The organism is Aquabacterium humicola, from assembly GCF_030167915.1.
Taxonomy (GTDB): Bacteria; Pseudomonadota; Gammaproteobacteria; order Burkholderiales; family Burkholderiaceae_C; genus Pseudaquabacterium; species Pseudaquabacterium humicola.
In genome coordinates, this window is the sequence record NZ_JARGNB010000004.1 from 66,875 (window position 1) to 81,045 (window position 14,171).

Sequence of the window (14,171 nt, forward strand, 5' to 3'; positions counted from 1 at the left end):
GGGCGGCCGGGCGGACGCTGATGGCCTTCGGCCGCCTGCAGCGCGCCAGCGCATCGAACCCGATGAGCGACATCAACATGACGCCGCTGATCGACGTGATGCTGGTGCTGCTGGTGATCTTCATGATCACCGCGCCGCTGATGACCTCGAGCCTGAAGCTCGACCTGCCGAAGACCGAAGGCGCCCGTCCCAGCGACGCGGCGCAATACGTGACTGTCGCGGTCGATGCCGAGGGGCGCCTCTTCTGGGGCGACGAGTCCGTCAGCGCCGACCAGCTGAAGCTGCGCGTGCGCGAGGCCTCGATCCGCAACGCCGCCACCGAGGTGCAGCTGCGCGCCGACCGCAGCGTGCCCTACGGCCGCATCGCCGAGCTGATCGGCCTGGTGCAGGAAGGCGGCCTCAGCCGCATCGGCTTCGTCACCGAGACGGGCAAGACACCGTAGGGACGCCCGGGCGTGGGAAGCCGACTTCTACAATCGGCCCCATGAACGAGAAATACGCCCCCGCCGAAGTCGAATCCGCCGCCCAGGCGCATTGGACCGCGACGGACGCCTACCGCGTCACCGAGGACCAGAGCAGGCCGAAGTTCTATGCCTGCTCGATGCTGCCCTACCCCAGCGGCAAGCTGCACATGGGGCATGTGCGCAACTACACGATCAACGACATGCTCACGCGCCAGCTGCGCATGAAGGGCATGAACGTGCTGATGCCGATGGGCTGGGATGCCTTCGGCCTGCCGGCCGAGAACGCGGCGATGAAGAACAAGGTCCCGCCGGCGCAGTGGACCTACTCGAACATCGCGCACATGAAGGGCCAGATGCAGGCGATGGGCCTGGCGATCGACTGGTCGCGCGAGGTCGCCACCTGTGACCCGGCCTACTACAAGTGGAACCAGTGGCTGTTCCTGAAGATGCTCGAGAAGGGCATCGCCGAGCGCCGCACGCAGGTCGTCAACTGGGACCCGGTCGACCAGACCGTGCTGGCCAACGAACAGGTCATCGACGGCCGCGGCTGGCGCTCGGGCGCACTGGTCGAGAAGCGCGAGATCCCCGGCTACTACCTGAAGATCACCGGCTACGCCGAGGAACTGCTGTCGGCGGTCGCCAACCCCGAGGACCCGAACTACCTCGCCGGCTGGCCCGAGCGCGTGCGGCTGATGCAGGAGAACTGGATCGGCAAGAGCGAAGGCGTGCGCTTCGCGTTCCCGCACGAGATCCGCGATGCCGCCGGCGCGCTGATCGGCGGCGGCCGGCTGTGGGTCTTCACGACGCGCGCCGACACCATCATGGGCGTGACCTTCTGCGCCGTCGCGCCGGAGCATCCGCTGGCCGCGCACGCCGCGGCCACCGATGCGAAGCTGTCCGCCTTCATCGCCGAGTGCCAGCACGGCGGCACCACCGAGGCCGAGCTCGCGACGCAGGAGAAGAAGGGCCTGCCGACGGGCCTGTTCGTCACGCATCCGCTGACCGGCGAGCAGGTCGAGGTGTGGGTCGGCAACTACGTGCTGATGAGCTACGGCGACGGCGCGGTGATGGGCGTGCCGGCGCACGACGAGCGCGACTTCGCGTTCGCGAAGAAATACGGCCTGCGCATCAAGCAGGTGATCGCGATCGACGGCGCGAGCTACAGCGTCGACGCGTGGCAGGAGTGGTACGCCGACAAGCAGCGCGGCCGCTGCGTCGAGTCCGGCATGCTCGACGGGCTGGACTACAAGGCCGCCGTCGACAAGGTCGCCAGCCTGCTGGCGGCCAACGGCATCGGCGAGAAGAAGATCACCTGGCGCCTGCGCGACTGGGGCGTCAGCCGCCAGCGCTACTGGGGCACGCCGATCCCGATCATCCATTGCGACGAGCACGGCGCGGTGCCGGTGCCCGAAGCCGACCTGCCGGTCGTGCTGCCCGAGGACTGCATTCCCGACGGCAGCGGCAACCCGCTGAACAAGCGCGCCGACTTCCTCGCCGCGAAGTGCCCGACCTGCGGCAAGGACGCGCGCCGCGAGACCGACACGCTGGACACCTTCGTCGATTCGTCGTGGTACTTCATGCGTTATTGCGATCCGCAGGACCACGAGCGCATGGTGGCCGACGGCACGCAGTACTGGATGCCCGGCACGGCCACCGGTGCCTCGGGGCCCGGGGTCGACCAGTACATCGGCGGCATCGAGCACGCGATCCTGCACCTGCTGTACGCGCGCTTCTGGACCAAGGTGATGCGCGACATGGGCCTGGTGAAGGTCAGCGAGCCCTTCACCCGGCTGCTGACGCAGGGCATGGTGCTGAACGAGGCCTTCTCGCGCACGCACGAGGGCGCCGGCAAGGACTACTACTGGGCGCACGACCTCGACATCACGCGCGACGAACACTCGCACGTGCTGAAGGCTGTGCTGAAGGCCGACGGCCAGCCGGTGGTCTACGAGGGCTGGACGACGATGTCCAAGTCCAAGAACAACGGCGTCGACCCGCAGGCGCTGATCGAGCGCTACGGTGCCGACACCGCGCGCCTGTTCGTGATGTTCGCGTCGCCGCCGGAGCAGACGCTGGAGTGGAACGATGCCGGCGTCGAGGGCGCGCACCGCTTCCTGCGCCGCGTCTGGTCGTTCGCGGCGAAGAACGCGGCGCTGCTCCAGGGGGCCGGCGCGATCGCGGCCGCCGAGCTGGCCGCGGACGCGAAGGCGCTGCGCCACGAGGTGCACTCGGTGCTGAAGCAGATCAGCTTCGACTACGAGCGCATGCAGTACAACACCGTCGTCTCCGGCACGATGAAGCTTCTGAACGCGCTCGAGGCGTTCAAGGGCGACGGCAGCGTCGGCGCGAACGCCGCGCTGCGCGAAGGCGCCTCGGTGCTGCTGCGCGCGCTGTACCCGTGCTGCCCGCACATCGCGCAGGCGCTGTGGGTCGAGCTCGGCTTCGCGGCCGAGCTGGGCGAGCTGCTCGACGCACCCTGGCCGCAGGTCGACGAGGCGGCGCTGAAGCTCGATCAGATCGAGCTCGTGCTGCAGATCAACGGCAAGACGCGCGGCGCGGTGCGCATCGCGGCCGATGCCGACAAGGCGGCCATCGAAGCCGCCGCGCTGGCCTCGCCGGAGTTCGCGAAGTTCGGTGAAGGCAAGCCGGCGAAGAAGGTCGTCGTCGTGCCGGGGCGTCTGGTGAACGTCGTCGTCTGATGCGCAGACGCTCGCTGCTCGCCGCCGCCCTGCTGCCACCGGCGCTCGCCGGCTGCGGCTTCCAGCTGCGGCGGGCGCCGGAGCTTCCGTTCACGAAGCTCGCGCTCGTCGGCTTCGCGCCGCGTTCGCCCCTGGCCGACGAACTCAAGCGCACGCTCGAGCCGACCGTCGAGGTGGTCGCCGACCCGAACCGCGCCGAAGCCGTGCTGCAGGCCATCGCCGACCGGCGCGAGCGCAGCGTCACCGCGCTGACCGCCGCCGGCCAGGTGCGCGGCGTGCAGCTGCGCGTGCGGCTGGAGTTCCGGCTGACGACCCCGGGCGGCCGCGAGTACATCCCCGACACCACGCTGCAGCTGGCGCGCGACATGAGCTACAGCGAGACCTTCGCGCTGGCGAAGGAACAGGAGGAGCAGCAGCTCTATGCCGCGATGCAGACCGACATCGTGCTGCTGCTGATGCGCCGCCTCGCCGAGGTGAAGAAGGCTTAGGCCGGCACCATGCAACTGCGCCCCGACCAGCTCGCCGCCCAGCTCGCCCGCGGGCTGAAGGCCGTCTACACCGTGCATGGCGACGAACCGCTGCTGGCGCAGGAAGCCGGCGATGCGATCCGCGCGGCCGCTCGTAATGCGGGTTATGGCGAGCGCAAGGTGTTCACCGTCAGCGGCGCGCACTTCGACTGGTCCGGCGTGCTCGGTGCGTCGCAGGCGATGAGCCTGTTCGCCGAGCGGCAGCTGATCGAGATCCGCATCCCGAACGGCAAGCCCGGCAAGGACGGGTCCGAGGCCTTGCAGCGGTATTGCGAAGGCTTGAACGACGACGTGCTGACCATCGTGCACCTGCCGAAGCTCGATCGCCAGCAGCAGCAGGGCGCCTGGTTCACCGCGCTGGACGCCGCCGGCATCACGGTCCGCGTCGACCCGATCGAGCGCCGCGCGCTGCCGCAGTGGCTGGCGCAGCGCCTGGCCGCGCAGGGCCAGCGCGTCGAGGACGGCGAGACCGGCCAGCGCACCCTGGCCTTCTTCGCCGACCGCGTCGAAGGCAACCTGCTCGCCGCGCACCAGGAGCTGCAGAAGCTCGCGCTGCTGTACCCCGCGGGCGCCCTGAGCTTCGAGCAGGTCGAAGCCGCGGTGCTCAACGTCGCTCGCTACGACGTCTTCAAGCTCGGCGAGGCGGTGCTGGCCGGGCAGACCGCGCGCGTGCTGCGCATGCTCGACGGGCTGCGCGCCGAAGGCGAGGCGACGGTGCTAGTGCACTGGACGCTGGCCGGCGACATCCTGTCGCTGAAGGCCGCGCACGACGCGATGGCCAGTGGCAAGCCGCTGCCGGTGGCGTTGCGCGAGGCGCGTGTCTGGGGCCTGAAGGAACGGCTTTTCGAACGGGTGCTGCCGCTGATCAGCGCCCACCAGATCGCGCACCTCGTCGAAGCCGCGAGCACCTGCGACGGCGTGATCAAGGGCCTGAAGCATCCGGACTGGCCGCTGGAGCCCTGGGACGCGATCAGGCGCCTCGCGCTGCTGCTGACCCAGGCGGTGGCAGCACCGCCGCCGAAGCGTGGCCAGGCGCCGCTGCTGCTGCGGCTGGCGCTCGAACCGCACGGCTAGCCGCCGCGGCGCTCAGTAGCCGCGGCCGCGGTCGACCAGGTTCGCCAGCGGCCGCCCTGCCGCCAGCGCCTCGATGTTGTCGGCCGCGATGCGCGCGGCGCTGCGCAGGTCGGTCTGTGCCGCCGCGTGCGGCAGCACGGTGATGCGCGGATGCGACCAGAAGGCATGGCTCGACGGCAGGGGCTCCTGCGCGAAGACATCGAGCACCGCGTGCGACAGCTGCCCGCGGTCGAGCGCCGCGAGCAGGTCGGCCTCGACGAGGTGCGCGCCGCGTGCCAGGTTGACGATGGCCGCACCGGCCGGCAGCGCGTCGAACAGCGGCGCGCCCAGGATGCCGCGTGTTTCGTCCGTTAGGGGCAGCAGGTTCACGAGCACGTCCGTCCGCGGCAGCGCCGCCGCGAGGCCGCCGGCGCCATGGTGCATCGCGACGCCGGCTTCGGCCGCTGCGGCCGAGCGGCTCCACGCGGCAACGCGATAACCCATCTGAACCAGCCGCCTCGCCGCGCCGCGGCCCATCTGCCCGCAGCCCAGCACCAGCACCGACCACTCGTCGGCGCGGCGCTGCGGCAGCACCTGCCACCGGCGTTCGCGTTGTTGCGCGGCATAGCGGAAGAAGTCACGCTGCAGCGACAGCACGGCCCACAGCGCGGTCTCGGCCATCGCGGCGTTCATCGCCGGGTCGACCATGCGCGCGATCGGCACGCCCGCCGGCAGCGTCGCATCGCCGAGCAGGCGGTCGACCCCGGCCCACAGCGACTGGATCAGCCGCAGCGACGGCAGGCCCTGCAGGCTGCCAGGCGGCGGGTTGGCGACGATCGCGGCGTCGATCGACGGCGCGTGCTCGCGCCGCTGCACGAAACGGTGGTTCGGCAGCGCCGCACGCAGGGCCTGCGCCCAGGCGTCTTCTTCGCCCGGGTCCCAGGTACCGGCGAGCAGCAGGTTCATGCGGCGGTGATCCTTTCGGTGAGTCCCGCGAGCGCCCGCGCGACCGTGGCGGCACGCACCGCCGCGCGATCCCCCGGGAAGACGTGGCGTTCAGCCTGCGCCGCGCCACCGCGCCGCATCCACGCCAGCCACACCAGGCCGACCGGTTTCTCCGCGCTGCCGCCGCCGGGTCCGGCGATGCCGGTCACGGCGACCGCCCAGTCGGCAGGCGACTGCGCGAGCGCGCCCTCGGCCATCGCCAGGGCCACCGGCTCGCTGACGGCGCCGTGCGCGTCGATCAGGGCCGCCGGCACACCGAGCAGTTCGGTCTTCGCGGCGTTGCTGTAGCTGACGAAGCCGCGCTCGAACCAGTCGCTGGAGCCGGCCAGATCGGTGCAGGCGCCGGCGATCAGGCCGCCGGTGCAGCTTTCGGCCGTCGCCAGACGTTCGCCGCGCGAGCGCAGCAGGTCGGCCAGAGTCGGTACCAGCCCGTTCATGCCACCATCCTCCACAACGCGATCGGCAGCAGCGTGCACAGCGCCGCGACGAGGTCGTCGAACAGGATGCCGAAGCCTTCACGCCAGCCGATCGGCGTGCCGGGCCGGCGCTTGAAGCGGCGGTCGGCCCAGCCGATCGGCCCGGGCTTCGCGGCATCGAAGAGGCGGAACAGACCGAACGCGATCGCCTGGCCGACGAAGCCGGTGGGCATCACCAGCCACAGCACGAGCCAGAACGCGAGCACCTCGTCCCAGACGATGGACCCCGGGTCGGCAATGTCGAGGTCGCGCGCGGTGCGCGTGCAGGCCCACCAGCCGGCGACGAAGCTCGCGACCAGCAGCACGGCCCAGCCGAGGTCATCGAGCCAGCGGTCGAGCACCAGGAAGGCCACCCAGGCCCACAAGGTGCCGACCGTGCCCGGTGCCCACGGCGACAGGCCGCTGCCGAAGCCGAGCGCGATCCAGTGCGCCGGGTGGCGGAGCATGAAGCGGGCGGAGGCCAATTGCGCCGTCATGCCGTCTTGAAGTGGTCGAAGCCCGCGCCGACGGGCAGCAGACGGCCGGCATCGTCGAGCACGCGCAGGCCCGGCCCGGCCTCGATGCGGCCGATGCGCGAGACCGCCACGCCGCCGCTGGCCGCGGCATCGTGCACCGCGGCATCGGCGGAGGCCGGCGCGGTGAACAGCAGCTCGTAGTCGTCACCGCCGGCCAGCGTGCATTCGCGCTTCAGCGCCAACGGCTGCGCCGCGAGCACCGCACTCGTCGGCAGCGCATCGGCATCGAGGCGCGCGCCGACGCCCGAGCGCTTCAGCACGTGCGCGAGGTCCCCGCACAGGCCATCGCTCAGGTCGATCGCGCTCGTCGCGATGCCGCGCAGCGCGAGGCCGAGCGCCACGCGCGGCTGCGGCTGCTCCATCGCCCTGCGCACCCGGTCGAACGCCTCGCCCGCCACCGCCGCGCGGCCGCGGAACACCTCCAGTGCCAGCCGCGCATCGCCGATGCCGCCGCCGGGCGGATGGCTGACCCACAGCGTGTCGCCGGCGCGCGCCCCATCGCGGCGCAACGCGCGGCCCGGCGGCACGTCGCCGAAGACGGTGATGCATATGTTCAGCGGCCCGGCCGTCGTATCGCCGCCGATCAGCTCGATGTCGTGCGTATCGGCGAGGGCGTGCAGCCCCTCGGCGAAGCCTTCGAGCCAGGCATCGTCGGCACGCGGCAGCGCCAGCGCCAGCGTATAGGCCAGCGGCTTCGCGCCGCAGGCGGCCAGGTCGCTCAGGTTCACCGCCAGCGCCTTGTGGCCGAGCCGCGCGGGTTCGACCGTCGACAGGAAATGCCGGCCCTCGACCAGCATGTCGCTGGAGATCGCCAGCTGCATGCCGGGTGTCGGCGCGATCAGCGCGCAGTCATCGCCGACACCGAGCAGCGCGCGCTTCGGCGGCCGCTGGAAGTACTTGCCGATGAGGTCGAATTCGCCGAGCGCCATGCGCTCATTCTCGCAGCGGCCTGGGCGCGCCCCTGGGCGCTCAGCCGGCCGGGGACTGGTGCTCGCGCAGCAGGTTCGTCAGCTCGACGGCCGAGCGCACGTTCATCTTCTCGAACATGCGCGCGCGGTGGACCTCGACGGTGCGCACGCTGATGCCCAGCGCATCGGCGATCAGCTTGTTCGGCAGGCCCTCGATCACGCGGTACATCACGTCGCGCTCGCGGTCGGTCAGGTCGGCCACCGAACGCTCGACCTGGCGGCGCTGGCGCAGCTTGCCGATCGCTTCGCCGCTGGTCAGCAGCGCCTGCTCGACGCGGTCGACCAGCGCGTTGTCGGAGAACGGCTTCTCGACGAAATCGAAGGCGCCGCGCTTGACGGCGGCGACGGCGGTCGGCACGTCGCCGTGGCCGGTCAGGAAGATCACCGGCAGGCGCTCGATGATGCCGCGCTCGACCAGCCGGTCGAACAGCTGCAGGCCGCTGGTGCCGGGCATGCGCACGTCCAGCAGCAGGCAGGAGGGTGCATCGGGCCAGGTGCCGCCGGCGACGTCGCGCGTGGCCAGCCAGGCCTCGAAGGCATCGGCGCTCGGGAAGCCTTCGGACAGGCGCCGGCGCGAGCGCAGCAGCCAGGCCAGTGCATCGCGCACCACCGCCTCGTCGTCGACGAGGTAGACCATCGGGATGCCGAGCGGCGGCGCTGCGGGCTGCATGGCGGCCGATGGTACACGCCACTCATCGTTGCTCATGCCGGCACTTCCGCCCGCGTCTGCGCCAGCGGCAGCGTGAAGCGGAAGGTCGTGCCGCCGTCGCTGCCGGACTCGAAGTCGATCGCGCCGCCGTGCTGCTCGATCACCGTGCGGCACAGCGACAGGCCGAGGCCCATGCCTTCGTTGCGTGTCGTGAAGAACGGCGTGAAGAGCTTCTGGCCGACCTCGGGCGCGATGCCGGGGCCGGCGTCGCTGACCGAAAACGCGGCCCAGCGGCCCTGCACGACGCGTACCTTGAGCGTCAGCACCCGGCGCTCGAGCGGCGTCGCGTCGGACTCCATCGCCTGCATGCCGTTGCGCGCCAGGTTCAGCAGCACCTGCTCGACCATCGTGCGGTCGATCTTCAGCCGCGGCACCGGCTGCGGGATGTCGATCTCGATGCGCGCGCCGCTCTTGCGCGCCTGCAGCCGCACCAGCGGCAGCACCGATTCGATCAGCGCGTCGGCGGCGATGACCTCGTGCGCCTGGTGCCGGCGCCGCACGAAGTCGTGCACGCTCTTGATCACCCGCCCAGCGCGCTCGGCCTGCTCGGCGATGCGCTGCAGGCCCTGGCGCAGCATGCCGTTGAGCTCCTCGGGGGGCAGCGGCGGCAGCGACGGCTGGTTGGTCTGCGGCGTGTCGTCCAGCAGGTTCAGCGAGCCGGTCGCGTAGCTGGCGATCGCCGCCAGCGGCTGGTTCAGCTCGTGCGACAGCAGCGACGCCATCTCGCCGACGGAGGCCAGGCGCGCGGTGGCCTGCAGCCGCTCCTGCTGCTGGCGCGACAGGTCCTCGACCTTGCGCTGCGCCGACAGGTCGACGACCGCGCTCATCCAGCCGGTGTGCTGGCCGCTGCGGTCCACCAGCGGGGCCTCGTAGACCATCACCGGGAAACGTTCGCCGTTGCGGCGCATGAAGACGGTCTCGTAGCCCTCGCGTGCCGGCTCGGCGATCGAGTCGGGCGCCAGGCGCTGCGCCTGGCGGTGGCGGTACAGCGGCACGTGTTCGGGCGGCCAGTACGGCGGGTCGGTCGCCTGCTTCAGCTCGTCGACGCTGAAGCCCACCATGTGGCAGAAGGCCGGATTGACGTAGACGATGCGGCCGTCGCGGTCGCGGGCGCGCAGGCCGGTGATCAGCGAGTCCTCCATCGCGCGGCGGAAGGCCAGCGCCTCGGCCAGCGCCTCTTCGGCGGCGGCGCGGCGGCGCGCATCGCGCACCAGCAGCAGCACGACGACGAAGAGGCCCAGCGACAGGCCCAGCACCAGCGCGGTCGCCAGGTTCGGGATGAGGCTCGGGCGGCGCTCGACCGCATCGACGCGCAGCTGCAGGCTGGTGCCGGCGAGATCGACCACGCGGTCGGCCACATAGACGCCCGCGCCGCGCACCGCGCCCGATCGCGCCAGCCGCGTGCCGTCGGCCTCGACGAACGAGATCTCGTGGCGGCGCGCGAACTCCGGCGGCCGCAGCTCGTCGAGCAGCGCGGTCAGCGCGATGCTGGCGACGCCGAAGCCGACGAGTTGCCCCGCCTCCTGCAGCGGCACGCAGACATCGACCACCTCGAGCCCGAGCCCGTTGTGCTGGGGCACGAACTGGCTGCGCGAGAACACCGGCGACATCGTGCGCCGCGCCGACGCGCAGGCAACCTCCGTCTCGAGGTCCATCTCGGCGCGCGGCCAGCGGCTGAAGAGCGGGTCGCGGTACGGCGAATCGGCCGCGTCGTCGATGCGCAGGCCGGTGTCGCGGCGCTCGATGCGCACGATCTCGCGGTGCGTCTGCAGCAGCGCCGAAGCCTCCGTCTGCCAGGCCTGGCGGTCGGCGTGGCGGCGGTGCAGGGCCTGCAGGCCCTGCAGCACCAGCTGCGCACGCTGGCGGATCTCGGCGGCGACCAGCGTCGCGGTCTCCTCGGCGAGCTCCTGCGTGCGGCTCGATTCGTAGCTGACGGTCAGCGCGACGAGCAGGGTCTGCGCCACCAGCATCAGCATCACCAGCGCCGTCCACAGCAGCGCGCGGCGCCAGCGGCGTCGGGGGCCGAAGCTCATGCTGCGTGGCAAGTCGTCTCTCATGGCAGCGCCAGTGTCAAGCGCTGCGGAACGGTTTCGCTACGCAGTTTCGCGCATGCGAGCGGTCATCGTGCACGGCCACACTCCTAGAATCCGTGCCCCCCTGCCCGTGGAGTGTCCCGACGATGCCCAGCTACGAAGAAAAGCGCGCCGAACTGCGCCGCGCCGCGCTCGAATACCACGAGTTCCCGACCCCGGGCAAGGTGGCGATCGCCGCCACGAAGCAGATGCTCAACCAGCGCGACTTGGCGCTGGCCTATTCGCCGGGCGTCGCCGCGGCCTGCGAGGAGATCGTCGCCGACCCGGCGAACGCCTTCCGCTACACCTCGCGCGGCAACCTCGTCGCCGTGATCACCAACGGCACCGCGGTGCTCGGCCTGGGCGACATCGGCCCGCTGGCGTCCAAGCCGGTGATGGAAGGCAAGGGGGTGCTGTTCAAGAAGTTCGCGGGCATCGACGTCTTCGACATCGAGGTCAACGAGAAGGACGTCGACAAGCTGGTCGACATCATCGCCGCGCTGGAGCCCACCTTCGGCGGCGTCAACCTCGAGGACATCAAGGCGCCGGACTGCTTCTACGTCGAGCGCAAGCTGCGCGAGCGCATGAAGATCCCGGTCTTCCACGACGACCAGCACGGCACGGCGATCGTCGTCGGCGCGGCGCTGATGAACGGACTGAAGGTCACCGGCAAGAAGATCGACGAGATCAAGCTGGTCACCTCCGGCGCCGGCGCCGCGGCGCTGGCCTGCCTGAACCTGCTGCTGAAGCTGGGGCTGCCGCGCAAGAACATCTGGGTCACGGACCTCGCCGGTGTCGTCTGGCAGGGCCGCACGGAGCTGATGGACCCGGACAAGGCCGAGTTCGCGCAGGAAACCTCGATGCGCACGCTCGCCGAGGTGATCGCCGATGCCGACGTGTTCCTGGGCCTGTCGGCCGGCGGCGTGCTGAAGCCGGCGATGGTCAAGTCGATGGCCACCAAGCCGCTGATCTTCGCGCTGGCGAATCCGAACCCCGAGATCATGCCGGAGGACGTCAAGTCGGTGCGCGATGACGCGATCATGGCCACCGGCCGCACCGACTACCCGAACCAGGTCAACAACGTCCTGTGCTTCCCGTACATCTTCCGCGGCGCGCTCGACTGCGGTGCGACGACGATCACCGACGCGATGGAGATCGCCGCGGTGCATGCGATCGCCGAACTCGCGCAGGCCGAGGAGAGTGATGTCGTCGCCAATGCCTACGGCGGCGCGAGCTCCAGCTTCGGCCCCGAGTACCTGATTCCGAAGCCCTTCGACCCGCGGCTGATGATGATGATCGCGCCGGCGGTCGCCAAGGCCGCGGCCGACTCCGGCGTCGCGCAGCGACCGGTCACCGACTACGACGCCTACCGCGAGAAGCTGCAGAGCTTCGTCTACGCATCGGGCCAGACGATGAAGCCGATCTTCAGCGTCGCGAAGAAGGCCGAGCGCAAGAACATCGCCTTCGCCGAGGGCGAGGACCGGCGCGTGCTGCGCGCGGTGCAGGTGGTGGTCGACGAGGGCCTGGCCAAGCCGTGGCTGGTCGGACGGGCGGCGATCATCCGCCGCCGCATCGAGAAGTACGGCCTGCGCCTGAAGGAAGGCAAGGACTACGAGGTCATCAACATCGACGACGACCCGCGCTACAAGGACTACTGGCAGACCTACCACCAGCTGACCGAGCGCAAGGGCGTCACCGAGCAGCTGGCGAAGATCGAGATGCGCCGGCGCCTGACCTTGATCGCCAGCATGCTGCTGCACAAGGGCGAGGTCGACGGCATGATCTGCGGCACCTGGGGCTCGACGCAGCAGCACCTGACGCACATCGACCAGGTGATCGGCCGCCGCGCCGGCGTCGGCACCTACGCCTGCATGAACGGGCTGATCCTGCCCAACCGGCAGGTCTTCCTGGTCGACACGCACGTCAACTACGACCCCAGCGCCCAGCAGCTGGCCGAGATCACCGTGCTGGCCGCCGAGGAGATGCTGCGCTTCGGCGTGCAGCCGAAGGCCGCGCTGCTGTCGCATTCGAACTTCGGCTCCAGCGACAAGCCCTCGGCGCTGAAGATGCGGGAAGCGCTGGGCCTGGTGCGCGAGCTCGCACCCTGGCTGGAGGTCGACGGCGAGATGCACGGCGACGCGGCGCTGGACGCCAAGTACCGCGCCGAGCTGATGCCGCGCTCGACGCTGACCGGCGAAGCCAACCTGCTGGTGCTGCCGAACATCGACGCCGCCAACATCGCCTACAACCTGCTGAAGACGGCGGCCGGCGGCGGCATCGCGATCGGCCCGGTACTGCTGGGTGCGGCCAAGCCGGCGCACATCCTGACGCCCTCGGCGACCGTGCGCCGCATCGTCAACATGACCGCGCTGACCGTCGCCGACGCCAACGCGGCGCGCTGACCCTGGCCCTGCTGCGGCGCAGCAGGAGTATCAGATCCCGCAATTCACCATCGTGGTGCAATCCCCCCGGATTCCCGCGATGGTGTTTTCGAGCATTCCGCCCATTCGCTCTTGACAAGCGTGAAAACGGCGGAATATCTGATGTTTCCTCGATTGTGAGCGCACACTCAATTCCACTGGCCAGTGCCCAAAATTGAGGCAGCCGGCTTGAGTTCGTGGGGGCCTTCCGGTACCATGCTGCCCTCAGAGTTCAGGGTAATCCCGTGGTTTGGGCCGGTCGGTCATCGATGAGAGCAACAGTCGGAAGGTTAGGGCTCGCTTCGTTGATCGTGCTGTCGGCAATCGCCGGCGGCGGGTCCCAAGCCAAAAAACCGGTGGAGGACGCGGCGACGGTCGCCGTGTCCGCCCTGCCGGCCGAGGCTCAGCAGACGCATCGGTTGATCCACGCCGGCGGCCCCTTTCCTTACAGCAAGGATGGCACGGTGTTCGGCAATCGTGAACGGCTGCTGCCACGGCGCGAGCGGGGCTACTACCGTGAATACACGGTGCGAACACCCGGGTCGCGTGATCGCGGCGCCCGGCGCATCGTGTGCGGCGGCAGTCCACCGATTCGCCCTGAAGCCTGTTATTACACCGACGACCACTACGCGAGCTTCAAGCTCATCGCGCAGTGATCGGCGAGACCTAGAACCACGTTCTGACATTCGGAGGATCGCGACCATGCTGCTGCAGACCGTCCGTCCCAACATCGTCCAGGCCATTCGCGCCTATCGCGTCGAAGACCTGATGCAGGCTGCCGAAGGCGCGGGCCAGCATTTCCTCTACGCCAACCTGGTCGATGCGCAATCGAAGCAGGACGTGCTGGAGAAGATTGCCGAGTCCTTCCTGTTCCCGGCCCACTTCGGCAAGAACCTGGACGCGCTGTTCGACTGCATGACGGACCTCGTGCACCGCGCCGGGTCCCAGCCGGGCTTCGTCGTCGTGCTTGAACAGCTGCCCGACAGCGCGAAGTTCGACCGCGAGGCGCGCGAGCAGCTGCTCGACGTCTTCCGCGACGCCGCCGACTTCTGGGCCGAGCGCCGCGTGCCCTTCCGCTGCTTCTACTCCTTCGCCGTCGCCCGCGGCGCCGAAGTCAGCGCCTGGGAGCGCGCCGAGCCCGTCCCGGCCGAGAAGCCGGCGCCGAAGGCGGTGTCGAAGAACGGCGTGAACCCGAACTTCGGCATGAACATGCCGATGATGAGCAGCGCGTTCGACACCGCGATGTGGCTCAACGCCGCCTGA

12 protein-coding genes and 1 pseudogene are annotated in these 14,171 nt (G+C 70.2%); 7 read left to right on the forward strand and 6 right to left on the reverse strand.

The features are described from left to right. Positions 1 to 20 precede the first annotated feature (20 nt). From P1K89_RS19195 to holA, 4 genes are read left to right on the forward strand one after another with little or no spacing between them, the layout of a single operon-like run. Positions 21 to 443, forward strand: coding sequence for an ExbD/TolR family protein (locus P1K89_RS19195; protein WP_284618107.1), 423 nt, complete (start codon positions 21 to 23; stop codon positions 441 to 443). A 41-nt stretch (positions 444 to 484) separates the two neighbouring features. After that, a complete protein-coding gene (gene leuS, locus P1K89_RS19200; protein ID WP_284618108.1) occupies positions 485 to 3,163 on the forward strand; it encodes a leucine--tRNA ligase in 2,679 nt (892 codons plus the stop codon). After that, positions 3,163 to 3,651, forward strand: a complete 489-nt coding sequence (locus P1K89_RS19205; RefSeq protein ID WP_284618109.1) for an LPS-assembly lipoprotein LptE — start codon at positions 3,163 to 3,165, stop codon at positions 3,649 to 3,651. The genes leuS and P1K89_RS19205 overlap by 1 nt, the downstream gene beginning before the upstream one ends. A gap of 9 nt (positions 3,652 to 3,660) precedes the next feature. After that, a complete protein-coding gene (holA, locus tag P1K89_RS19210; RefSeq protein WP_284618110.1) occupies positions 3,661 to 4,764 on the forward strand; it encodes a DNA polymerase III subunit delta in 1,104 nt (367 codons plus the stop codon). Positions 4,765 to 4,776: 12 nt separating this feature from the next. On the opposite strand, the gene P1K89_RS19215 is transcribed toward holA, so the two are convergent. The 6 genes from P1K89_RS19215 to P1K89_RS19240 are packed head-to-tail and all read right to left on the reverse strand — an operon-like array spanning position 4,777 to position 10,473. Next, a complete protein-coding gene (locus P1K89_RS19215; protein WP_284618111.1) occupies positions 4,777 to 5,709 on the reverse strand; it encodes a 2-hydroxyacid dehydrogenase in 933 nt (310 codons plus the stop codon). Further along, positions 5,706 to 6,185 (reverse strand): CinA family protein, encoded by a 480-nt coding sequence (locus P1K89_RS19220; RefSeq protein WP_284618112.1) that lies wholly within the window; start codon positions 6,183 to 6,185, stop codon positions 5,706 to 5,708. The genes P1K89_RS19215 and P1K89_RS19220 overlap by 4 nt, the downstream gene beginning before the upstream one ends. Further along, positions 6,182 to 6,700: a phosphatidylglycerophosphatase A family protein gene (locus P1K89_RS19225; RefSeq protein ID WP_284618113.1), complete on the reverse strand. Its 519-nt coding sequence runs from the start codon at positions 6,698 to 6,700 to the stop codon at positions 6,182 to 6,184. Before P1K89_RS19225 ends, P1K89_RS19220 begins: the two co-directional genes overlap by 4 nt. Next, complete coding sequence (gene thiL, locus P1K89_RS19230; protein ID WP_284618114.1) at positions 6,697 to 7,668, reverse strand: thiamine-phosphate kinase; 972 nt, start codon at positions 7,666 to 7,668, stop codon at positions 6,697 to 6,699. The genes P1K89_RS19225 and thiL overlap by 4 nt, the downstream gene beginning before the upstream one ends. A 40-nt stretch (positions 7,669 to 7,708) precedes the next feature. Beyond that, positions 7,709 to 8,377 carry a response regulator transcription factor gene (locus P1K89_RS19235; protein ID WP_284618115.1) on the reverse strand — a complete coding sequence of 223 codons (669 nt, stop codon included), beginning with the start codon at positions 8,375 to 8,377 and terminating at the stop codon, positions 7,709 to 7,711. A gap of 32 nt (positions 8,378 to 8,409) precedes the next feature. After that, positions 8,410 to 10,473: a sensor histidine kinase gene (locus P1K89_RS19240; RefSeq protein WP_284618116.1), complete on the reverse strand. Its 2,064-nt coding sequence runs from the start codon at positions 10,471 to 10,473 to the stop codon at positions 8,410 to 8,412. A 122-nt stretch (positions 10,474 to 10,595) separates the two neighbouring features. Here P1K89_RS19240 and P1K89_RS19245 point away from each other — a divergent pair, with 122 nt between their 5' ends. The 3 genes and pseudogenes from P1K89_RS19245 to P1K89_RS19255 form a co-directional block, all read left to right on the forward strand. Beyond that, complete coding sequence (locus P1K89_RS19245; RefSeq protein WP_284618117.1) at positions 10,596 to 12,890, forward strand: NADP-dependent malic enzyme; 2,295 nt, start codon at positions 10,596 to 10,598, stop codon at positions 12,888 to 12,890. Between the two features lie 287 nt (positions 12,891 to 13,177). Continuing rightward, entirely contained in the window at positions 13,178 to 13,564 is a 387-nt protein-coding gene (locus P1K89_RS19250) for a guanyl-specific ribonuclease (protein WP_439898009.1), read from the forward strand. Positions 13,565 to 13,610: 46 nt separating this feature from the next. Beyond that, positions 13,611 to 14,000 (forward strand): annotated as a pseudogene (locus tag P1K89_RS19255) (barstar family protein); the annotation flags it as partial. Positions 14,001 to 14,171 lie beyond the last annotated feature (171 nt).